This is a genomic window from Massilia sp., from assembly GCF_046293535.1.
Lineage (GTDB): Bacteria > Pseudomonadota > Gammaproteobacteria > Burkholderiales > Burkholderiaceae_D > Telluria.
In genome coordinates this window covers 1-21940 of record NZ_JBKBOV010000055.1, presented here as the reverse complement: position 1 = coordinate 21940, position 21940 = coordinate 1, and the positions used below count along the sequence as shown (strand labels likewise).

The 21940-nt window shown below is 64.2% G+C and carries 17 protein-coding genes; 14 read left to right on the top strand and 3 right to left on the bottom strand.

Translation table 11 applies throughout. The annotated features are described in order from the left end of the window. Positions 1-214: 214 nt before the first annotated feature. Positions 215-1276: a hypothetical protein gene (locus tag ACK4S9_RS21120; RefSeq protein WP_409729571.1), complete on the top strand. Its 1062-nt coding sequence runs from the start codon at positions 215-217 to the stop codon at positions 1274-1276. Between the two features lie 60 nt (positions 1277-1336). Continuing rightward, entirely contained in the window at positions 1337-2521 is a 1185-nt protein-coding gene (locus tag ACK4S9_RS21115) for an ATP-binding protein (RefSeq protein ID WP_409729569.1), read from the top strand. Positions 2522-2940: 419 nt separating this feature from the next. On the opposite strand, the gene ACK4S9_RS21110 is transcribed toward ACK4S9_RS21115, so the two are convergent. Further along, a complete protein-coding gene (locus ACK4S9_RS21110) occupies positions 2941-3600 on the bottom strand; it encodes a hypothetical protein (RefSeq protein WP_409729567.1) in 660 nt (219 codons plus the stop codon). A gap of 306 nt (positions 3601-3906) precedes the next feature. Here ACK4S9_RS21110 and ACK4S9_RS21105 point away from each other — a divergent pair, with 306 nt between their 5' ends. The 9 genes from ACK4S9_RS21105 to ACK4S9_RS21065 all read left to right on the top strand — a co-directional run bounded on the left by ACK4S9_RS21105 (position 3907) and on the right by ACK4S9_RS21065 (position 15005). Beyond that, positions 3907-4398 carry an Hcp family type VI secretion system effector gene (locus tag ACK4S9_RS21105; RefSeq protein ID WP_409729565.1) on the top strand — a complete coding sequence of 164 codons (492 nt, stop codon included), beginning with the start codon at positions 3907-3909 and terminating at the stop codon, positions 4396-4398. A 12-nt stretch (positions 4399-4410) separates the two neighbouring features. Next, complete coding sequence (locus ACK4S9_RS21100) at positions 4411-4839, top strand: hypothetical protein (protein ID WP_409729563.1); 429 nt, start codon at positions 4411-4413, stop codon at positions 4837-4839. A gap of 525 nt (positions 4840-5364) precedes the next feature. Continuing rightward, complete coding sequence (locus ACK4S9_RS21095) at positions 5365-5577, top strand: hypothetical protein (RefSeq protein ID WP_409729561.1); 213 nt, start codon at positions 5365-5367, stop codon at positions 5575-5577. 219 nt (positions 5578-5796) lie between these two features. Then, complete coding sequence (locus tag ACK4S9_RS21090; protein WP_409729559.1) at positions 5797-6657, top strand: phytanoyl-CoA dioxygenase family protein; 861 nt, start codon at positions 5797-5799, stop codon at positions 6655-6657. A 129-nt stretch (positions 6658-6786) separates the two neighbouring features. Then, positions 6787-9156, top strand: a complete 2370-nt coding sequence (locus tag ACK4S9_RS21085; protein WP_409729557.1) for a M1 family metallopeptidase — start codon at positions 6787-6789, stop codon at positions 9154-9156. Positions 9157-9239: 83 nt separating this feature from the next. Next, the gene (locus ACK4S9_RS21080; RefSeq protein WP_409729555.1) at positions 9240-11615 is read left to right on the top strand and encodes a M1 family metallopeptidase; all 2376 of its coding nucleotides are present in this window, start codon (positions 9240-9242) and stop codon (positions 11613-11615) included. Then, the gene (locus tag ACK4S9_RS21075) at positions 11615-12130 is read left to right on the top strand and encodes a DUF6702 family protein (RefSeq protein WP_409729553.1); all 516 of its coding nucleotides are present in this window, start codon (positions 11615-11617) and stop codon (positions 12128-12130) included. Before ACK4S9_RS21080 ends, ACK4S9_RS21075 begins: the two co-directional genes overlap by 1 nt. Then, complete coding sequence (locus ACK4S9_RS21070) at positions 12130-14196, top strand: TonB-dependent receptor (RefSeq protein ID WP_409729551.1); 2067 nt, start codon at positions 12130-12132, stop codon at positions 14194-14196. The genes ACK4S9_RS21075 and ACK4S9_RS21070 overlap by 1 nt, the downstream gene beginning before the upstream one ends. A gap of 47 nt (positions 14197-14243) precedes the next feature. After that, entirely contained in the window at positions 14244-15005 is a 762-nt protein-coding gene (locus ACK4S9_RS21065) for a 2OG-Fe dioxygenase family protein (RefSeq protein ID WP_409729549.1), read from the top strand. 230 nt (positions 15006-15235) lie between these two features. Here ACK4S9_RS21065 and ACK4S9_RS21060 read toward each other — a convergent pair whose 3' ends face one another. Further along, positions 15236-16213 (bottom strand): DUF1800 family protein, encoded by a 978-nt coding sequence (locus ACK4S9_RS21060; protein WP_409729547.1) that lies wholly within the window; start codon positions 16211-16213, stop codon positions 15236-15238. Between the two features lie 140 nt (positions 16214-16353). On the opposite strand from ACK4S9_RS21060, the gene ACK4S9_RS21055 reads away from it, so the two are divergent. The 3 genes from ACK4S9_RS21055 (at position 16354) to ACK4S9_RS21045 (ending at position 21308) form a co-directional block, all read left to right on the top strand. Then, on the top strand, positions 16354-17538 hold the full coding sequence (locus ACK4S9_RS21055; protein ID WP_409729545.1) for an efflux RND transporter periplasmic adaptor subunit: 1185 nt from the start codon (positions 16354-16356) through the stop codon (positions 17536-17538). Between the two features lie 13 nt (positions 17539-17551). Then, entirely contained in the window at positions 17552-20674 is a 3123-nt protein-coding gene (locus ACK4S9_RS21050; RefSeq protein ID WP_409729543.1) for an efflux RND transporter permease subunit, read from the top strand. A gap of 142 nt (positions 20675-20816) precedes the next feature. Next, complete coding sequence (locus tag ACK4S9_RS21045; protein WP_409729542.1) at positions 20817-21308, top strand: hypothetical protein; 492 nt, start codon at positions 20817-20819, stop codon at positions 21306-21308. Positions 21309-21382: 74 nt separating this feature from the next. Here ACK4S9_RS21045 and ACK4S9_RS21040 read toward each other — a convergent pair. Further along, a partial coding sequence (locus ACK4S9_RS21040) for a YqjD family protein (RefSeq protein ID WP_409729540.1) occupies positions 21383-21940 on the bottom strand: 558 nt, incomplete at its 5' end.

Genomic DNA, 21940 nt, shown 5'->3' with positions numbered 1-21940 from the left:
TTTTCGCCAAAATAATTGATCAACATCTAGCTTGGAGAAGCTGTTGTTGTTGCTCAAATCATAGCGCCGGCCACTGCCGCGCGGCGCGCCGTACACGGGGTAGCACGCCCTGCTACCGGAAGGATCAATAGGCGGGCCTAAAACGGGCTGAAGCACGGAACTTTTGGCCAACATACGTATAATGGCGGCGATTTCTCCGCCATTTCCGCTCAACATGCATATCCCAGATTCACCCGACGCCCTCCCGCAGGCCGAACTTCCCGTGCACGCCGTCGACGCCGCCACTGCGCACCTGCGCGACATCCTGGCGATCGCGCTCGAACACGGCCCGGGCCAGCGGGCGCTGGTCGTGCATGACGGGCGCACGCCCCTGTCGCGCGCCCTGACCGAGGGCTACCGCCGCAACCTGCCCGAGGCGCGCTTCATCGACTTCGACGGCGCCACGCCCGAAGCGGTGCTGGCCGCCTTCCGCGCGATGGCGCCGAAGGACCTGGTGGTGCTGGTGCAGTCGACCAACTTCCGCCTCGACGGCTTCCGCATCCGGGTCGAGCTGTTCAAGCTGGGGCTGAAGGTGATCGAACACGTGCACCTGTCGCGCATGCCCGGCACGCAATCCGAGCACTACATCGAGGCGCTGGCCTACGATCCGGCCTATTTCCGCGGCACCGGCCGCGCCTTGAAGGCGCGCATCGACGCAGCGCCGCACGGGCGTGTCGAGGGCGGCGGCGAGACCCTGCATTTCGGTTCGCCCTTCGAGCCGGCCAAGCTGAACGTGGGCGACTACAGCGAGATGCACAACGTCGGCGGCCAGTTTCCGATCGGCGAAGTGTTCACCGAAGCGCTCGACCTGGAGGCGGTGCACGGCCGGGTGCAGGTGCACGTCTTCGGCGACACCAATTACCGCTCCAACCATCCGGAGGTGCCGGTGACCCTGGTCGTCGAACGCGGGCGCGTGGTCGGCACCGAGAATGCGACCCCGGCCTTCCAGGAGGTGCTGGACAGGATCACCGCCGACGAGGGCGAAGTCTGGGTGCGCGAACTCGGCTTCGGCCTGAACCGGGCCTTCACGCGTACGCGCCGCGTGGACGACATCGGCACCTACGAGCGCATGTGCGGCATCCACCTGTCGCTCGGCGCCAAGCATGGCGTGTACCCGAAGCCCGGTTTCAAGCGCAAGGACGCGCGCTACCACATCGACGTATTCGCGGTCACGGATGCGGTGTACCTGGGCGACGAACGTGTTTACGCAGAGGAGCGCTGGATTTGTAACAACTAGTTTTTCCTCGCGTCACAAGTGCTACCATGGTTCGTTTGCAATCATTTCGTAGAGCGTTCCATGGCAGGAAAAGTACTCTCTTGTGTCGATGAAATCCAGGCGATCGGCGCGGTGCCGAAAATCCTGGAAACCGTCGCCGCGATGACCGGCCTGCGCTTCGTGTGCATCGCCCACGTCACCCAGGCCTCCTGGACCGCCTGCGCGGTGCTCGACAAGCTCGAGTTCGGCCTCAAGCCGGGCGACCCGCTCGACGTCACCACCACCCTGTGCGAAGAAGTGCGCGACAGCGGCGCCGCGGTCATCATCGACCATGTGAGCGAGAGCGCCCAATACTGCGAACACCACACGCCGCGCATCTACGGCTTCCAGAGCTACTTCTCGATTCCCGTCTTCCGTCCCGACGGCCAGTATTTCGGCACCCTGTGCGGACTCGATCCGGAGCCCGCACGGCTCACCGATGCCGTCACCGTCTCGACCCTGCACCTGTTCACCGAACTGATCGCCAAGCAACTGGAGGGCGAACGCTCGCTGGGCGAAGCGCGCGCCGCCCTGCTGGATGAGCGCGAGACGGCCGAGCTGCGCGAGCAGTTCATCGCCGTGCTCGGGCACGACCTGCGCACCCCGCTCGGCTCCGTGCTGTCGGGGACCGAGATCCTGCTGCTCAAGCACCAGGACCCGTCCACCCGCCAGGTGGTCGAACGCATCCGGCGCAGCACCCGGCGCATGGCGGCCCTGGTCGAGGACGTGGTCGATTTCACGCGCGGCCGCATGGGCAGCGGCATCGCGCTCGACCTGCGGCCCGTGCGCGGGGCCGACCTGCGCCTGTACGACGTGGTGGACGAACTGTCCGGCCTCTACCCGGAGCGCACCATCGACACCGCGATCCAGCCCGGCATGTCGCTGTATTGCGACCCGGAGCGCCTGGCGCAGCTGCTGTCCAACCTCTTGAAGAACGCCCTGGTGCACGGCAGCGAACGCCATCCGGTGTTCGTGGTGGCCCACGTGCGCGAAGGCCAGTTCACGCTGCGCGTCACCAACGGCGGGCCGGACCTGAGCCCGGCCATCGTCGCCCAGCTCCTGAAGCCCTACTGGCGCGCCGCTTCGCGCGCCGGCAGCGAAGGCCTGGGACTCGGCCTGTACATCGTCGACCAGATCGCGCGCGGCCATGGCGGCGCGATCGAGGTCAGCTCGAGCGCCGGATCGACCTCGTTCACCTTCACGATGGCGGCGGAAGCGCCGGTTTGAGAAGGCGCTTGCGCCGCTTGGCGCATTTACTGACGCCCCTGCCGAAGAGGTAACTCGACAACAATCAGGAGAGACGGCGTGCCGGTCTCGATTTCGGCCAGCATAAAACCGAGCAACCGAGCGGTGCTGCGTTCATATCACAGTCACTCGGCCGCTTCCGGCTGATAGTCGCGGTCGCCATTGCCGCGCCAGTGCTGTGACTGTTCGCGGTTCCGGAGTTTATATGGGTGTAGTGCAATGGTTTCGAGTTCAGGACGATGCTGATGGCTATGACTACAGTAGCAACCTTTCTCGCCATTCGTAAAACAAGTTCCTACAACGCAGATATGAAGCGATTTAGAAGAAAATAGCAGGGCTTGTAGCCCGATCCATCAACCTGATGAAACGTGCTCAAAGTTTTTTGAGCACCTGCCCGAAGCCTAGGGAGCAGATAGGATTCTGCTGAAGTTGTAGTGATATCGCAACCGCCCTTCTGAAGCACAGTGAATGTAATTATCAAGTGCGACACATGTCACATATGACAAGATTACATACGATTTTTGTTTCGCAGATGAGAATTGCAACGCATACGGCTCCTCTTCATTGCAGCGCAGCCCCTCAAATATTGAATAAAGAGCAGACCAAATCGACTGCAAATGAGGCTGGTGCAAATTGAGTGAATTCGCTAATTGCTTTAGATTATTTCCCGAAAGCTGCTCAATATCCGCAAATGCGAATTCCGTGTTCAGGACGTGGCGTGGCGTTTGGCCATTGAAATTAGGCTTATCCAAAATTTCCTCAAGACGTCCCAAATAGAAATCCACGTCCTCCCGTGCATTTTGCACATACGACTGATCACTCATGTGCTTGTTAGATTCGTTCTGCATTCGCGCCTGTAAGATCAATACCCCAAAGGCCAACCAAGCCAGAATTGAACCATAAATACCTGACATTGCGGAACCCATCTCACTCCACCGGCCATGATCACTACTAATTGTGAAGCCGAATTTGCTCACATAGACGGCAATTGGCGCGATCAGTATCGCTGTTAGCAGGAACCGCCCAAAAACCACCTTCGCTGTGCCCCAAAATTTTTTCATGTTCAGCTCTATTATTTACCCAATCCGTTACTAGATTATCTTAACTCAACAACAGATTCTTAAAAGAATAGGATGTGTTTTCTAAGATGATAATTAGAAAAATTTTATACTAAAAACATAGCCATAAAAATTCCGGAGGGAAGGTAGGGCTACGCGCCCTCCATTTTACTCAAGCGGTAACCTAACGCAGACTTTCAGCCTAAACTCCTGCCAGTTGATCTTCCTCGCTTGCCTTCCTGACTCTTGCCAAGCTTGCCACTCTCTAGCCGGGCAAGAATCCCCGCTCAACGTACAACGGGGGCACCAATGGCGAATGACGCATACTTGCAGATTGACAGCATCAAGGGCGAATCGACGGACCAGAAGCACAAAGACTGGATCGAGGTCAGCAACGTCACGTACGCAGTCCACCAGCCTAGGGGCGACGTTGTATCGACGTCAGGCGGGCACACTACCGGAAGGGCAGACTTATACCCTATCAGCTTCAGTAAGCTGGCTGACCTGTCTTCCCCTGTTCTGTTGCAAACCTGCGCCGTAGGTAAGACTCTCAGCAAGGCAGTTTTCCAGTTTCTTCGGGCCGACAGCAACGGGAACCCTATCCCTTACTTCAGGATCGAGCTAGAAAATCTGCTCATTGCTAGCATCACTCCGGATAGCGGCGAGGCCGGGATCATCACGGAGCGGGTCCAGCTTTCATACGCGAAAATCAAATGGAACTATATACGCCAGAGCATCCGTGGGGGCGCGCAGGGTAACACTTCGGGCGGCTGGGATTGTTCGGCCCATAAGGTCTGCTAACCGGAGTGCGCTATGTCCAACCCTTACGAAGGCGCACCAATGTTTGTCAGCCCGCTTGAAGAACGCGACTTCCAGCACGTATGTGCAGTTATTGTGTCGGGCCATAAGGTCAACCCATGCGGCCACACGCTGTTACACGTTGGCAAAAGCTGGAGTTGGTATGTCCATATCGCAGGCCCATACAAATTGCCCAAGTTCATCCCCGAGAGTCACTACATGCGGTACTTGAATGAGAACGGCAAGCGCGAGATTCGCCGCTGGGATATCAAGCTACCCAACCCTAAGGGGGCGCATGATAAGTTGCATGAACTCATCGATAAGCCCTGGTTCTGGGGTGCAGTGGTTCACAACTGCACTTCCTTTGCAGAAGAAGTAGTGCGGGCAGGCGGTAGTAAAGCTGGACAGTATTTCAATTGTCCTATTGCGGAGCGCTTCGGATGAAGACCACATTCATTTCACTCGTAACTGCCTTGTTGATAGCTGTACTTGTCTGGGCTTCGATCATCATTCTCGCTCCAAGCATGAATCTCGACATAGCGTATGGCCTCATTGTTGGGTCGTTTATCGGCTCGACAGTCCTCACTGCACTGGTGTTGGTGCTTCGGGGCCGTCGCAGCTAGGTGAATCGCAGCAAAAGATGCCTCCTTTTAGCCGTCATAAGCTAGAGTAAGCGGTAGCTGTTGCCAATGCAGATTTAGCAAGCTCGGATACTGCAAGCGCCAGCAACTACAACAACTCCAGGAGTCCAGAATGAGCGGCTTTACATACAACCGGGGTAGTTGATCCGATGGGGCGCCCCTGCCTGAATGGCAAGAGGACGAAGACAGCGGCGTATATCAGAAGCGTATCGGCTACTCCAGCACCCCTGCGGCCACGTTCGGGCATGAACATGCAGGACATATCGAGATATTCGACCATTCAAGCGACCAGTCTTACTACGCCCACGTATGCCCGAACGGGGACCGAGTGTTCGAGGTGTTCTTGCCTGATTTCCCAAGCATGATGATGTTCATTCGCGATCATGCTTCGGCGTTCGCTGCCGAGTCATCGAACACTACGCAGCAGCAAACCCTAGACCTTTTGGAAAAGCTGTTCCGGGTGCAGCACGGGCATTCATCGACTGCTATCTGCAAGCAGTGCGACCCCGATGCTTGGGAAAAGCTGCAGCAGCGCAGATAACGCGAAGGCGCACGCTAAGCGGCACAGTACCGGGGCACTGCCAGACACGTTGCCCCAGTGGACATTCGCTGGCGTCTTCACCGCCACAGCGTTTCCTACGGCACTGGTGTTAAGGGGACGCGACCGCCCCCGCTGACAACTCTTCCATCTGACTGATAATCTGGTGGGTGACCAGGACATACGGAGCGCTACAATGACGCTTTGTCCGAATCTTTCACCATGCTGACACCAGAACAGCGCGACCAGTACAAACGCGACGGCTTCCTCGTCATCCCCGATTTCAAGAGCCTCGATGAGATCGCCGCCCTGCGCCGCCGCGCCGAGGACATCGTCGAGGCCTTCGACCCGGCCGAGTTTCAGCTCAACTCGCGCGCCATCTTCACCACCAAGGACCAGGAGCGCGCCAGCGACGCCTGGTTCCTCGGCTCGGACAACACGGTGCGCTGCTTCTTCGAAGAAGAGGCCTTCGGCCCTGACGGCCGGCTGCGCCAGGCCAAGGCGCTCTCGATCAACAAGATCGGCCACGCCATGCACGACCTCGACCCGGTGTTCGACGCCTTCACGCGCGACCCGAAGCTGGCCGCCGTCGCGCGCGACCTCGGCCTGGAACGACCGCAGGTCTGGCAATCGATGTACATCTTCAAGCAGCCCGGCATCGGCGGCGAGGTGCGCTGGCACCAGGACGCCACCTTCTTCGACAGCGACCCGATCACCGTGACCACCTTCTGGTTCGCGCTCGAAGACGCGACAAGGGACAACGGCTGCCTGTGGGCCGAACCGGGCGGCCACCGTGGCCCGCTGCGCGAGCGCTTCCTGCGCGACGGCGACACGATCACGATGGAAAAGCTGGATAGCACGCCCTGGCCGGATGACAGCACCGCGGTCCCTCTCGAGGCGAAGGCCGGCACCCTGGTCTGCTTCCACGGCCTGCTGCCCCACTACAGCGCCCCGAACCGTTCGCCGGTCTCGCGCCACGCATTCACCCTGCATGCCACCGATGCGCGGTCTGTTTACTCCCCGCGTAACTGGATCCAGCGCGGCGACGATTTTCCCGTACGCGGATTCGATCCGCACGAATAAGACACAGTTCCGGGCTGGGCGGGGACACATATGCATCATGTATCAGCTTTTTTACAAATCCTCTGAGCAATTGATAATTGGTAAAGCTAGAATAGTTTTTCCTATACCAATGATAATTCCAGGGGAAATATGATACGTCTGCCCATCGGACTAGCCGCGCTGTGCCTCAGTGCCACGGTTTTCGCAGCACCACCGTTCGACGACAAATTCCGCCAGCTCGACGAACTGCTGCCGACGCCGGGCGCCGTGCGCACCGCCTCGGGCGCGCCGGGCCACGCCTATTGGCAGCAGCGCGCCGACTACACGATGCGCGCCACGCTCGACGAGAACAAGCGTTCGCTCACCGGTTCGGGCACCATCACGTACCACAACAATTCCCCTGACACCCTCAAGTACCTCTGGCTGCAGCTGGACGAGAACATCTACAAACCGGATTCGGCCGCCCGCAGCACCGCCACCCTGCCCTCGCGCGACGCCTGGCAGGCGCGCGGCAACGACGGCGTGAAGTTCGACGCCCTGCGCACCCTGCTCACCGCGCGCGATTTCGACGGCGGCTTCAAGCTCGCCAACGTGCGCGACAGCGGCGGCCGTCCGCTCAAGTACACCATCAACGGCACCATGATGCGCATCGACCTGCCGCAGGCCCTGAAGCCGGGTTCGCGCGTGTCCTTCAGCCTCGACTGGAACTACAACATCAACGAGCAAAGGGTGCTCGGCGGCCGTTCGGGCTACGAGAAGTTCGACGACGGCAACGACCTGTACGAGATCGCCCTGTGGTTCCCGCGCATGGCGGCCTACTACGACGTCTACGGCTGGCAGCACAAGCAGTTCCTGGGTTCGGGCGAGTTCACGCTGGAATTCGGCGACTACGACGTGAAGATCACCGTGCCGGCCGACCACATCGTGGCCTCCACCGGCGAACTGCAGAACCCGAACGAGGTGCTCACCGCCACCCAGCGCCAGCGCCTGCAACAGGCCAAGACCGCCAAGAAGCCGGTCATCATCGTGACCCAGGCCGAAGCCGAAGCCGCCGAAAAGGGCCGCGCGACCACCACCAAGACCTGGCACTTCAAGGCCAGGAACGTGCGCGACTTCGCCTTTGCGTCGAGCCGCAAGTTCATCTGGGACGCCCAGGGCATCAAGTCGGGCAATACCGACGTGATGGCCATGTCCTACTACCCGAAGGAAGGCAACCCGCTGTGGGAGCGCTACTCGACCCACGCGATCATCCACACCATCGAGCAGTACAACAAATATTCCTTCGACTATCCCTACCCGGTGTCGATTTCCGTGAACGGCCCGGTGGGCGGCATGGAATACCCGATGATCACCTTCAACGGCCCGCGCCCGGTCAAGGACAAGAAGACCGGCGAGCTGACCTATTCGAAGCGCACCAAGTACGGCCTGATCGGCGTGATCATCCACGAAGTCGGCCACAACTACTTCCCGATGATCGTCAACTCGGACGAGCGCCAGTGGACCTGGATGGACGAGGGCATCAACTCCTTCGTGCAGTCGCTGGCCCAGGAAGCCTGGGAAGAAGACTGGGATGAAATGCGCGGCCATCCGCGCACGATCGTGCCCTACATGCGCTCCCAGAACCAGGTGCCGATCATGACCAACTCGGAGTCGATCCTCCAGTTCGGCAACAACGCCTATGCCAAGCCGGCCGCCGCACTGAACATCCTGCGCGAGACCATCCTCGGCCGCGAATTGTTCGACTTCGCCTTCAAGGAATACGCCGAGCGCTGGAAGTTCAAGCGCCCGACCCCGGCCGACTTCTTCCGCACGATGGAAGATGCCTCCGGCACGGACCTGGACTGGTTCTGGCGCGGCTGGTTCTACACCACCGACGCGGTCGACATCAGCGTGGATGGCATCACCGAGTACACCGTCAGCACCAAGGACCCGGAAATCGAGAAGGCCTGGGCACGTGCCCGCAAGCAGGCCGAGCCTATCTCGATCACCGACCAGCGCAACAAGGGCATGGAACGCCGCGTCGAGCGCTTCCCGGAACTGAAGGACTTCTACAACGAGAACGACGACTTCACCGTCACCAACAAGGACCGCAACCGGTTCAACGAAACCATGGCCGGTCTGGAGGACTGGGAAAAGGCCCTGCTCAAGGAAGGCAAGCACCTGTACCTGGTGGACTTCTCGAACAAGGGTGGCCTGGTGATGCCGCTGATCGTGGAGATCACGACCCAGAGCGGCAAGAAATACATCGAGCGCATTCCGGCCGAAGTGTGGCGCTACTCGCCGAAGAAGATCACCAAGCTGTTCATCACCGACGAGCCTATCGTGGGCCTGGTGCAAGACCCGTACTGGGAGACCGCCGACATCGACGTGAGCAACAACGCCTGGCCGGCGAAAGCGACGCCGTCGCGCCTGGAGCTGTTCAAGACCGAGCGTGATCCGGCCAACAACCTGATGCGCGACTTCAACACCAAGCTGGCCCCGCCGAAGGCGGCAGGCCAGGAGGCGCCGAAGGCCGAGTAACAGGCCGTCGACCCGTCATCACCGGCAGGGCTGCGCGCCCTGCCGTTTCTTTATTGAGCATCCGCCTTAATATTCAATCACGCATGAAAATGAAGCAACTCCAGGCAAGCATTGCCACCCTGTTCCTGGCCACCGCCGCCCACGCCGCCCCGGCCTTCGACGACAAGTTCCGCCAGCTCGACGAGCTGCTGCCGACCGCCACCGAGACCCGCACCGCATCCGGCGCCCCGGGCCACCGCTACTGGCAGCAGCGCGCCGACTACCGCGTGCGCGCCACCCTCGACGAGGACAAGCGCGCCGTCCTAGGTTCCGGCACGGTCACCTATTACAACAATTCGCCGGACACGCTGTCCTACCTGTGGGTGCAGCTGGACCAGAACATGTTCCGCGCCGATTCGGACAACCGCCGCATCGCCACTTTGCCCTCGCGCGACGCTTGGCAGGCGCGCGGCAACGACGGCGTCAAGTTCGACACCCTGAAGTCGATTCTCGAACAGCGCAGCTTCGAAGGCGGCATCCAGGTCGCCAGCGTGACCGGCGTTGATGGCCGCGCCCTGCGTCACACGGTCAACAAGACCATGATGCGGATCGACCTGGCGCAACCGCTCAAGCCGGGCGCGCGCGTGTCCTTCAACCTGGCCTGGACCTTCAACATCCCCGAAGCGAACGTCGTCGGCCGCCGCACCGGCTTTGAAAAATTCAAGGACGGCAACGACATCTACCTGATCGCCCAGTGGTTCCCGCGCATGGCGGCCTACTACGACGTCAAGGGCTGGCAGAACAAGCAGTACATGGGCGACGGCGAATTCACCCTGGAGTTCGGCGACTACGACGTGCAACTGACCGTGCCGGCCGACCACGTGGTGGCGTCCACGGGCGAACTGCAGAACGCGAACGCGGTCTTGACCTCCGTCCAGCGTCAGCGCCTGGAGCAGGCCCGCAGCGCGAAGAAGCCGGTCGTCATCATTAGCGAGGCGGAAGCGGAAGCCGCCGAGAAGGGCCGCTCGAAGGCGACCAAGACCTGGCACTTCAAGGCGAAGGACGTGCGCGACTTCGCGTTCGCGTCGAGCCGCAAGTTCATCTGGGACGCCCAGGGCATCAAGAGCGGCAACAAGGACGTGCTGGCCATGTCCTACTACCCGAAGGAAGGCAACCCGCTGTGGGAACGCTATTCGACGGCCGCCGTGATCCACACCATCGAGCAGTACAACAAATACTCCTTCGACTATCCCTACCCGACCGCGATCTCGGTGAACGGCTCGATCGGCGGCATGGAATACCCGATGATCTCGTTCAACGGCGGACGCCCGGTCAAGGACAAGAAGACCGGCGAGCTGACCTATGCGAAGAGCACCAAGTATGGCCTGATCAGCGTGATCATCCATGAAGTGGGCCACAACTACTTCCCGATGATCGTCAATTCGGACGAGCGCCAGTGGACCTGGATGGACGAGGGCATGAACAGCTTCCTGCAGTTCCTGGCCGAGGAAGCCTGGGAAGACAACTACCCCTCGCGCCGCGGCGAAGCCCGCAACATCGTCGACTACATGCGCAGCACCAACCAGGTGCCGATCATGACCAATGCCGAATCGACCATCCAGCGCGGCAACAACGCCTACGCCAAGCCGGCCGCCGCGCTGAACATCCTGCGCGAGACCATCCTCGGCCGCGAATTGTTCGACTTCGCCTTCAAGGAATTCTCCGAGCGCTGGAAGTTCAAGCGCCCGACCCCGGCCGACTTCTTCCGCACGATAGAAGATGCCTCCGGCACCGACTTGGACTGGTTCTGGCGCGGCTGGTTCTACACCACCGACGCGGTCGACATCAGCGTGGACGGCATCACCGAGTACACCGTCAGCAGCAAGGACCCGGAAATCGAAAAAGCCTGGGCGCGTGCGCGCAAGCAGGCCGAGCCGATCTCGATCACAGACCAGCGCAACAAGGGCATGGAACGCCGCGTCGAGCGCTTCCCGGAACTGAAGGACTTCTACAACGAGAACGACGACTTCACCGTCACCAACAAGGACCGCAACCGGTTCAACGAGACCATGGCCGGTCTGGAAGACTGGGAAAAGGCCCTGCTCAAGGAAGGCAAGCACCTGTACCTGGTGGACTTCTCGAACAAGGGTGGCCTGGTGATGCCGCTGATCGTGGAGATCACGACCCAGAGCGGCAAGAAATACATCGAGCGCATTCCGGCCGAAGTATGGCGCTACTCGCCCAGGAAGATCACCAAGCTGTTCATCACCGACGAGCCGATCGTGGGCCTGGTGCAGGACCCGTACTGGGAGACCGCCGACATCGACGTGAGCAACAACGCCTGGCCGGCGAAAGCGACGCCGTCGCGCCTGGAGCTGTTCAAGACCGAGCGTGATCCCGCGACGGGCAACCTGATGCGCGACTTCAACACCAAGCTGGCGCCGGCCAAGGCGCTTGAGCCCGCGCAGAAAGCCCAGTAATGATGTTCCGCCTGAAGCACGCCTACAAGGCGCTGTTCGCCGCCGCCCTGCTGTTTCTCAGCGCGGCGGCGGGCGCGCACCGCTTCCACATGGGGATCACCGAGGTCGCGTTCAATCCGCGCACCGGCAGCACGGAGATCGTCCATACCTACATGGCGCACGACATCGACGCGCTCCTGATGAACATGTACGGGCGCCAGTTCGACCTGGGCGATCCGGAAGACCAGGTCGTGCTGCGCAAGTACGTCGAGGAGCGCTTCTTCCTCAAGGGCCAGGACAAGGCGCGCCTGCCGGTGCGCTGGATCGGCATGACGGTGGACTCGCAAAGCGTGGTCATCTACCAGGAACTGGAGAACGCGCCGCTGTCGAAGACCGCCGCGATCCACCAGGGCGTGCTGATGGACTTCCTGCCCGACCAGGTCAATACCGTCAACCTCAACAACGCGGGCGCGATCCGCTCGCTCACTTTCACCCAGGCTGCCGTCGAGCAGCCAACGCAAGAGAAACAACCCTGATGCTTCGTTCCAACCGTACTGCGCTTGCCGGCGCCATCGCCGCATTGTTCCTCCATGTCCCGGTCCTGGCCGACGACTTCGTCCTGCAGCGCGTCCTCGTCGAAGGCTCGCGCACCAGCCAGATCGGCATGACCGATTCGGCCAGTTCCGGCACCGTCGGCGCCAAGGAACTCGGCAACCGCACCGTGTACCGTCCCGGCGAGCTGCTGGAAGCCACGCCCGGCCTGATCGCCAGCCAGCACAGCGGTGAAGGCAAGGCCAACCAGTTCTACCTGCGCGGCTTCAACCTGGACCACGGCACCGACCTGGCCACCTGGGTGGACGGCATGCCGGTCAACCAGCGCAGCCACGCGCACGGCCAGGGCTGGACCGACCTGAACTTCCTGATCCCGGAAATCGTCACCCGGCTCGATTACCGCAAGGGCCCCTACTCGGCCACGGACGGCGACTTCGCCTCGGCCGGCAAGGTCTCGATCGCCTACGCCAACCGGCTGGTCTCGCCGCTGGCCGCCGTCACGGTCGGCCAGGACGCGTACGCGCGCACGGTGCTGGCCGCCTCGCCCGAACTGGCCGGCGGCAACCTGCTGTACGCGCTGGAACTGATGAAGAACGACGGTCCCTGGACGCGACCGGACGGCTACCGCAAGATCAACGCGGTGCTGCGCTACAGCCGCGGCTATGCCAACAACGGCTGGACCGTCACCGCGATGCACTACCGCGGCCACTGGAACGCCACCGACCAGATCCCGCTGCGCGCCGTCGCCAGCGGCCAACTGGGACGTTTCGACACCATCGACCTGAGCGACGGCGGCAAGGCCGAGCGCAGCAGCTTGTCCGGCAGCTGGCGCCGCACCACCCAGGACACGGCCAGCAGCCTGAGCGCCTATGCGATCCGCAACAAGGGCGAGCTGTATTCGAACTTCACGTACTTCATGAACGACCCGGTGAACGGCGACCAGTTCGCCCAGCCGGACCGCCGCGTGACCACGGGCCTGGACGGCAGCCACACCTGGCATGCCTACAAGGCGGGCGAGGTGGCGTCGGACATGACCGTCGGCTTCCAGCTCCAGAACGACAACATCTTCAACGCTTTGCTCGACACCCGCGCGCGCCAGCGCATTGCGACCACGCGCGAAGACCACATTCGTGAAGGCAGCGCCGCCGTCTACCTGGAAAACGCGACGATGTGGAGCCCGGCCCTGCGTACCGTGGTGGGCGTGCGCGCCAATGCCTACGCTTTTCGCGTCGACGGCGATCGGCCTGAAAACGCCGGCCGCGCCCGCGACAAGCTGGTCACGCCCACGCTGAGCGTGGCTTATGGCCCCTGGCAGCATACCGAGCTGTACTTCAATTATGGCCACGGCTTCCACAGCAATGACGCGCGCGGCACCGTGGCAAGGCTCGATCCGAAGACCCTCGATCCGGTCGACCCTACCCCGGGCCTGGTGCGCTCGCGTGGTGTCGAGCTGGGCCTGCGCACGGTGGCGATCCCGAAGACGGAAACCACGGTGTCGGTGTACCGCCTCGACTTCGATTCCGAGCTGACCTACATCGGCGACGCCGGCAATACCGAGGCGGGCGATCCGAGCCGCCGCTACGGCGTCGAACTGTCGAACAGCGTGCGCGCCAACAAGTGGCTGACCTTGAACTTCGACGCGGCCTACGCACGGGCGCGCTCGCGCGGCGGCAACCCGGACGGCGATCGGGACGCCGGCCGCCGGATTCCGGGCGCCGTCGAAGGCGTGGCCCAGGCCGGCCTGACGGTGGACCGGCTGGGTGCATGGTCGGGCGCCCTGCGCCTGCGCTACTTCGGCCCGCGTCCGCTGATCGAGGACGACAGCGTGCGCTCGCGCCCCAGCCTCACGCTCAACGGCCGCGTGGGCTACCGCCTCGGCAGGGACATGCGCATCGAGCTGGAAGGCTTCAATCTCACCAACCGGCGCGATTCGGCGATCGACTACTACTACGCTTCGCGCCTGCCGAACGAGCGTGATGCCGTGGACGACATCCACTTCCATCCGATCGAGCCGCGCACCTTCCGACTGAGCCTCACAAAGAACTGGTGATTGCCCGTGGTCATGTCGGGAGCTGGGAAACCTGCTACGCTACCCGGATGACCACACCTGAACTACCCTACAACGCTCCGTCGCAGCTGGCGGAAGCCATCCGCGGCGAGGGCTATGCCCTGCTGCGTCCGCAAGACGTCGCGCGCCTGGCCGGCTGCTCGCTCGACGAGCTGCAGTCGCTGGTGCCGAGCTGGGACCGGCTCGAGCTCGACAACTACCTCAAGGACGGCGGCCGCTACCGGCGGCGGCGCCATTCCTGCTTCATCGACGACAGCGACGACACCGGCCACGCCCTGGTGCAGGTGCCGCACCGCCCGCACTGGCAGCCGGTCGAGTACAACGCCCTGCACGGCGGCATGCACCGCCTGTTCGCGCCGATCGAGACCGCCACCATCGCGAACCCCGCCTGGAGCCGCCTGCTGCGGGCACTGGGCGACGTCTGCTCCAGCGTGCGCGGGCGCCAGACCTGGTACGTGGAAGCGCACCAGTTCCGCATCGATACCGCCGACGGCATCGGCCGTCCGACGCCGGAAGGCGCGCACCGGGACGGCGTCGATTTCGTCGCCGTCATCCTGATCAGCCGTACCGGCATCAAGGGCGGCGAGACCCGGGTGTTCGAGGCTGACGGACCGGCAGGCAAGCGATTCACGATGCTGGAACCGTGGACCCTGCTGCTGCTCGACGACGCCGCCGTGATCCACGAATCGACGCCGATCCAGCCGCTGGGCGAGCACGGGCACCGCGATACCCTGGTGCTGACCTGGCGCGCCGGGGCTTTCCAGGGTGCGGACGTGGCCCCGACGGACTGAATTATTCGCGCGCAAAAAAAAACGCCCGCGAACCTTGCGGTAAGCGGGCGATAATCCAATTTTCGGAGAAAACTGGAGGAGACAGTCCCAATATACTCCGCTTTATTGTGCAGTGCAATACCGTAGAATTACGTAATCAAAATTCGACGGGAAGCGTTTCCAGAATCAGACACTTTCCGGGCTTTTTGTTGCGCTGCGCAATCTGCATTTCCTCTTTGCAGTTGCTCTCATCAATAACGCAGGAAATCCTGCTTGTGCAGCCGTTCCCGCAAGCGCTCGGGGAGTAGCGGCTGGCTGCGCGCCGCCGCTGCCGCCATCGCGGCGGCCGAGGGCGTCGGCGCCGCCATCAGCACCGGCCCCGGCTGGGATACCGTCCCCTGCCCCGCCTCGCCGCCGACATTGGCGCGCAGCGGCGGCGCCGACGACGCATACTCGTGCGGCTGAACCGGCGCCATCGCCAGGGCCAGCCGGCCGGTCGCCAGGCGCTCCACGAATTCGGCGCGCCGCGCATCCGGCAAGGGATCGCGCACGAAGGCCATCAGGGGTGTGACGTTCTCCACCGCCAGGCCGGAGGCCCGGACCGCCGAGGCCACGAAGCGCAGTCCATCCTTCCGCTTGCCCTGCCACTGCGACGACGCCAGGAATTCAGGACTGGTCAGGAGCCGGCGCAGCACCGCGCGCTGGTCTCCTTGCGTGCTCTCCCACACCCGCCACAGCGAGCCTTGCAGCCCTGCGGAAGGAAGCGAGACGAAATGCCGCACCAATGCCCGCAGCGCCTCCCGTTCGCCGGAGACGGGCCGGCCCTGGCCGAGCGCCGCATGCAGGTCGGCGTAGCGGCGCAGCACCTGCGGACGCAGCAGTTCGCCTGCGCTCTCGTCCCCCTTGAAATAGTCCAGCCAGAATTGCGCCAGCACCGCCTCCAGCTGGCGCGGGCTGGCGATGGCGCGCAGCAGCGCCGCTTCGGGCCCGGGCAGCGCGCGCAGGCGTTCCTCCAGCCGCGGCGGCATGGGCGGCGGATCCAGCTGGCTGTCGACCCAGGCCTGCACGCCGAGCGCACGCACCCGCGCCACCTCGCCGGGGGCCGGACCATAGCCCGTGCGGTTCAGCAGATGCTCGGCCAGCCCGGTCCCGATCGGGGCGGCAGGCTGCGCACGGGCCGTGCCTCCCATGGACAGGAGCAGGCAAAACAAGAGGGTGAGGAGCCGCATTCCCCCTTTATATACCCGCACGGGGCGACTTGCCGCGCCGTTTGGTAAATGTTTGTAAGCTCGTCAACATAACAAATCAGCCCGTGCGCCATTGCATTTTTGCTACACTTAACAGCTTGAACCAAAGCCGATTGAAGAAGATGCCGACTCTCCGCCGCCTGTCCCAGACCATCCCCGTTCCGCTGCTTGCCATTGCCGGCGCCACGCTCTGTTTTGCCCTCGCGCTGGCCGTGCCGCAGCGCGCCACCGCCAAGGACGAGAAGCCGGCCGCGCCGACGCCCGCGCTCACCGTCACCACCGGCCAGCCGGCCACCACCACCCTGCCGGTGGGCCTGACCGCCAACGGCAGCGTCGCCGCCTGGCAGGAAGCCGTGATCGGCAGCGAATCGAACGGCCTGCGCCTGAGTGAGGTACGGGTGAACGTCGGGGACGTCGTCAAGAAAGGCGAGACCCTGGCGGTATTCGCCAGCGACACCGTGCGCGCCGACGTCGACCAGGCGCGCGCCGCGCTGCAGGAAGCCCAGGCCAACGCCAGCGCCGCCAAGGCGGACGCTGACCGGGCGCGCGCCCTGCGCAGCTCCGGCGCGCTGAGCGAACAGCAGGTCACCCAGCTCCTGACCGCCGAGCGCACCGCCGCCGCGCGCGTGAACGCCACCCGCGCCACGCTGGCCCAGCAGGAACTGCGCCTGCGCCAGGCCACCGTGGTCGCGCCGGACAGCGGCATCATCTCGGCGCGCAGCGCCACCGTCGGCGCCGTCACCGGCCCGGGCACGGAGCTGTTCCGCATGATCCGCCAGGGCCGTCTCGAATGGCGCGCCGAAGTCACCTCGAACGACCTGGGCCGCATCAAGCCGGGCATGCGCGCGGCGGTCCGCGCCGCCAGCGGCAGCGAGATCGTCGGCAAGGTGCGCGCCGTGGCGCCGACCGTCGACCCGCAGACCCGCCTGGCGCTGGTCTACGTCGACCTGCCGCCTGCGCTCTCGAGCAATGCGCCGCTCAAGGCCGGCATGTTCGCCAGCGGCCGCTTCGAACTGGGCGCCACCAGCGCCCTCACCGTGCCGCAGCAGGCGCTCGCGGTGCGCGACGGCTTCAGCTACGTGTTTCGCCTGAACCAGGACAGCCGCGTGAGCCAGCTGAAGGTCAGCACCGGCCGCCGCCTCGGCGACCGGGTCGAGATCGTGGGCGGGCTGGCGGCCGGCACCCCGATCGTCATCAGCGGCGCCGGCTTCCTCAACGATGGGGATCTGGTGCGCAACGTCCCTTCGCCGGCAGCGCCGGCCAAGGCAGCGCCGGCCCCGGCGCAGCGCCAGACCGCGGCGCGCTGAGCGGAGCACCCTCATGAACTTTTCCGCTCTATCGATCCGCAACCCGATCCCGGCGATCATGCTGTTCGTCCTGCTCACGGTGGCAGGGCTGCTGGCCTTCAAGGCCAGCAAGATCCAGGATTTCCCGGACATCGAACTGCCGATCGTGACCGTCGCCGCCACGCTGGAAGGCGCCGCGCCGGCCCAGCTCGAGACCGAGGTGGCGCGCAAGATCGAGGATTCGGTCGCCACCCTGCAGGGCGTCAAGAACATCTATACCAAGGTGCTGGACGGCGTGGCCACCATCACCATCGAGTTCATTCTCGAAAAGGACTTGTCCGACGCGGTCAACGACGTGCGCGACGCGGTGGCGCGGGTGCGCGCCGACCTGCCGCCCGAGATGCGCGAGCCGAGCGTGACCAAGGCGGCCACCGCCGGCCGCGTGGTCGCCACCTTCACCGTCGAGCGCAGCAAGACCGCCGGCAGCGCCATGGACGACCAGGAACTGAGCTGGTTCGTCGACAACGACGTGGCCAAGCGCCTGCTGAGCGTGCCCGGGCTGGGCGCGGTCAAGCGCGTGGGCGGCGTTACCCGCGAAGTGCGGGTGGAGCTCGACGACCAGCGCATGGCGGCGCTGCGGGTGTCGGCCCTGGACGTGTCGCGCCAGCTGCGCAACGTCCAGCGCGAAGCGCCGGGCGGCCGCGGCGACGTCAGCGGCGCCGAACAGTCGGTGCGCACCATCGCCACCGTGCAGTCGGCCCAGGAACTGGCGCAGATGGACATCCCGCTGCCGGACGGCCGCCACGTCAAGCTCGAGCAGATCGCCACCGTCACCGACACGGTGGCCGAACCGCGTGCGATCGCCCTGCAGGACGGCCACAAGGTGGTCGGCTTCGAGGTCTTCCGCACCCGCGGCGCCGGCGAAGTGGATGTGGCCGAAGGCGCGCGCGCGGCGGTGGCCCAGCTGCAGGAGGAAAACCCGAACGTGGTGCTGCGCGAGGTGATCGACAACTCGGGGCCCGTGCAGGAAAATTTCGACGCCTCGATGGAAATGCTGTACGAAGGCGCGGTGCTGGCGGTGCTGGTAGTGTGGTGGTTCCTGCGCGACTGGCGCGCCACCCTGGTGGCCGCGGCCGCGCTGCCGCTGTCGGTCATCCCCGCCTTCCTCGGACAGTACCTGTTCGGCTACACGCTCAACATGGTGACCCTGCTGTCGCTGGCGCTCGTCATCGGCGTGCTGGTGGACGATGCGATCGTCGAGATCGAGAACATCTCGCGCCACCTGCGCATGGGGAAAACCCCGATGCAGGCGGCGCTGGAAGCGGCCGACGAGATCGGCATGGCGGTGATCGCCACCACCTTCGCCCTGGTCGCGGTGTTCCTGCCGACCGCCTTCATGGGCGGCATCCCCGGTAAATTCTTCAAGCAGTTCGGCTGGACCGCGGTGATCGCGATCCTGGCCTCGCTGGTCGTGGCGCGCCTGCTCACGCCGATGATGGCGGCCTATATCCTCAAGCCGGCCAAGCACCACGGCGAAGAGAAGGACGGCCCGCTGATGCGGCGCTACATGACGGCCATGCAGTGGTGCCTGCGCCACCGCATGGCGACCGCGATCGGCGCCGCCGTGTTCTTCCTCTGCTCGATCGCGCTGGTGCCGCTGCTGCCGACCGGCTTCGTGCCGCCGGCCGATCGCTCGCAGACCATGGTGACGGTCGAACTGCCGCCCGGTTCGACCCTGGCCGAAACCCATGCGGTCGCGGAGCAGGCGCGCCTGGCGGCGATGCAGGTCGACGGCGTGAAGGGCGTGTTCAGTTCGATCGGCGGCGGTTCCAGCGGCGACGCTTTCGCCCCCGGCGCGGCGGCGGAAGCGCGCCGCGCGGTGCTGACCGTGAGCACGGTCGACCGCGGCGAGCGCGACGTGGGATTATCCGAGATCGAGCGCGCGCTGCGCGTCAGGATGGCGCAGATCCCGGGCGCGCGCTTCAACGTCGGCGCGCCCGACACCGGCACCAAGCTGCAGCTGGTGCTGCGCAGCGAAAATCCGGAGCTCCTGACCGCGACGGCGCGCCAGGCCGAGCGCGAACTGCGCACCCTGCAGGGCATCGGCAACGTCAGTTCCAGCGCCTCGCTGGTGCGCCCCGAGATCATCGTGCGCCCGGACTTCGCGCGCGCGGCCGACCTGGGCGTGACCGCCGCCGCCATCGGCGAGACGGTGCGCGTGGCCACCGCCGGCGACTACGACATTTCGCTGGCCAAGATGAACCTGGACGAACGCCAGGTGCCGATCCGCGTCAAGCTGCCGGACGCGGTGCGCGCCGACCTGGATGCGCTGGGCCGCCTGACCGTGCCCGGCTCGCGCGGCCCGGTGTTGCTGGCCAACGTCGCCACCATCACGGTGGAAAGCGGCCCGGCCGAGATCAACCGCCTGAACCGCACCCGCAACGTGACGCTCGACGTGGAGCTGCAGGGCCGCTCGCTGGGCGAGGTCAACGCCGAGGCGCGCGCCCTGCCGGTGTTCCAGAAACTGCCGCCGGGCGTCCAGATCGCGGAACTGGGCGACGCCCAGGAAATGCAGGCGCTGTTCGCCAGTTTCGGGGTCGCGATGCTGATCGGCGTGCTGTGCATCTACGGCGTGCTGGTGCTGCTGTTCAACGACTTCATGCAGCCGGTGACCATCCTGGCCGCGCTGCCGCTGTCGATCGGCGGCGCCTTCGTGGCCCTGCTGCTGACGCAGAACGCGCTGTCGATGCCGACCATGATCGGCCTGATCATGCTGATGGGGATCGTGACCAAGAACTCGATCCTGCTGGTGGACTATGCGATCCTGGCGCGCGAAGCGGGCATGAACCGTTTCGATGCCCTGGTCGACGCCTGCCACAAGCGTTCGCGCCCGATCGTGATGACCACCATCGCCATGGGCGCCGGCATGATGCCGCTGGCGCTGGGCCTGTCGGGCGACCCGAGCTTCCGCTCGCCGATGGCGATCGCGGTGATCGGCGGCCTGATCACCTCGACGCTGCTGAGCCTGCTGGTGGTGCCGGCGGTGTTCACCTACGTGGACGACTTCGAGCACTTCCTGAAGCGCCAGATGGGACGGCTGCGGCACAAGCCGGCAGCGGCGCCGGTGAAGGAAAGCGTGAGCGATCCGGTGAAGTGAGCGTGCCCTGACATGCGGCTGAACGGCGGCGTGCCCACAGTGCACGCCGCTTTTCCCTCTGCCGCATGAAAATGCGAGCAAGTCGACGAGGCGCGTTCGTGTATTCTTTTCCCTCATGACAAAACATCGGGCGTTCCACAGAATGCAGTCCAGCCTTCGCCGTGCCTGCCTGTTTGCCGCATTCCTTGCACTGTCGCTTCCCGCAGCAGCCAGCGATAGCCACTCTCCCGACAGCGAAAAGCGCTTCGTCCGTGCCTGGCAGGAGCAGCGCTTCGACGAAGCCGCCGCGATGTTCAAGCCGAGGGACACGCATGACACGGCAGCGATCGCAGCGCAGTTGAAGCAGGTCGCAGGCCGGCTCGGCGGCCTGGCGTCGATGCGCGATCTGCCATCGCTCCCGAACGGCGAGACGTTCAAGCTGGTCGTGCCATCGGCGCCGCTCGCTCCCGGGCCGGGCAGCTATCACCAGGTGACATACCACGCGACTGCCGCCGATGGCCAGCCAGTGTTCTACATCCTGGCGCTCGACCCCGCCCCGGTGCCGCAACGCGTCCTGTGGCTCGAGATTCATCTCCCGACGCCGGACGCCGCCGCCACGACACGTGCCGTACAGGCCCTGCGCGACCTGATCTGACGGGCGCAGCAAACAAATAAAAACCCCGGCTGGGCTCACGCCCGCCGGGGTTTTTCATGGATGGCTTGCGCCGATCAGTCGCGATAGTAGCGGTATTCGCGACGCTCGGTGGTGTCGCTGCTGCTCAGCAGCTTGGCCAGCAGGAAGCCGACACCAGCGGCGACCAGCAGGGCGGTGCCCGGGTTGGTCTTGACGTACTCGGTGCTCTTGGTCGAGTAGTTCTGGTAGGTCTCGCCCAGCTGGCCCTTGCGCTGGCCCAGGCTTTCCGATGCGCCGCTCAGCATGCCGCTCAGGCGATCGACGCCGGCGTGTGCGGTGCTGACCAGGCGGTCGACCAGCGGCTGTGCGCTTTGTGCGAGCTGGTCGATCTTCTCGTGCGCCTTGTCCGGCGACATGTTGGACATGGCGCCCTTGATGCCGCCCTGCGATTGCGACTGGTCGCCGCCCGAGGACGAACCCGACGATTGCGCGCTGGCGCCGCCCATGCTGCCGCTGCTGCCGGCGGTGGTGCCGGCGCTGCTGCCGGTGGTGCTGCCCGAGGTGCTGCCCGAGGTGCTGCCATTCGAGCCCAGCGCGCTGTTGCCGCCGGTCGAGCTGCCCAAGCTGCCGCTGCTGCCAGCTGCGCTCGAACC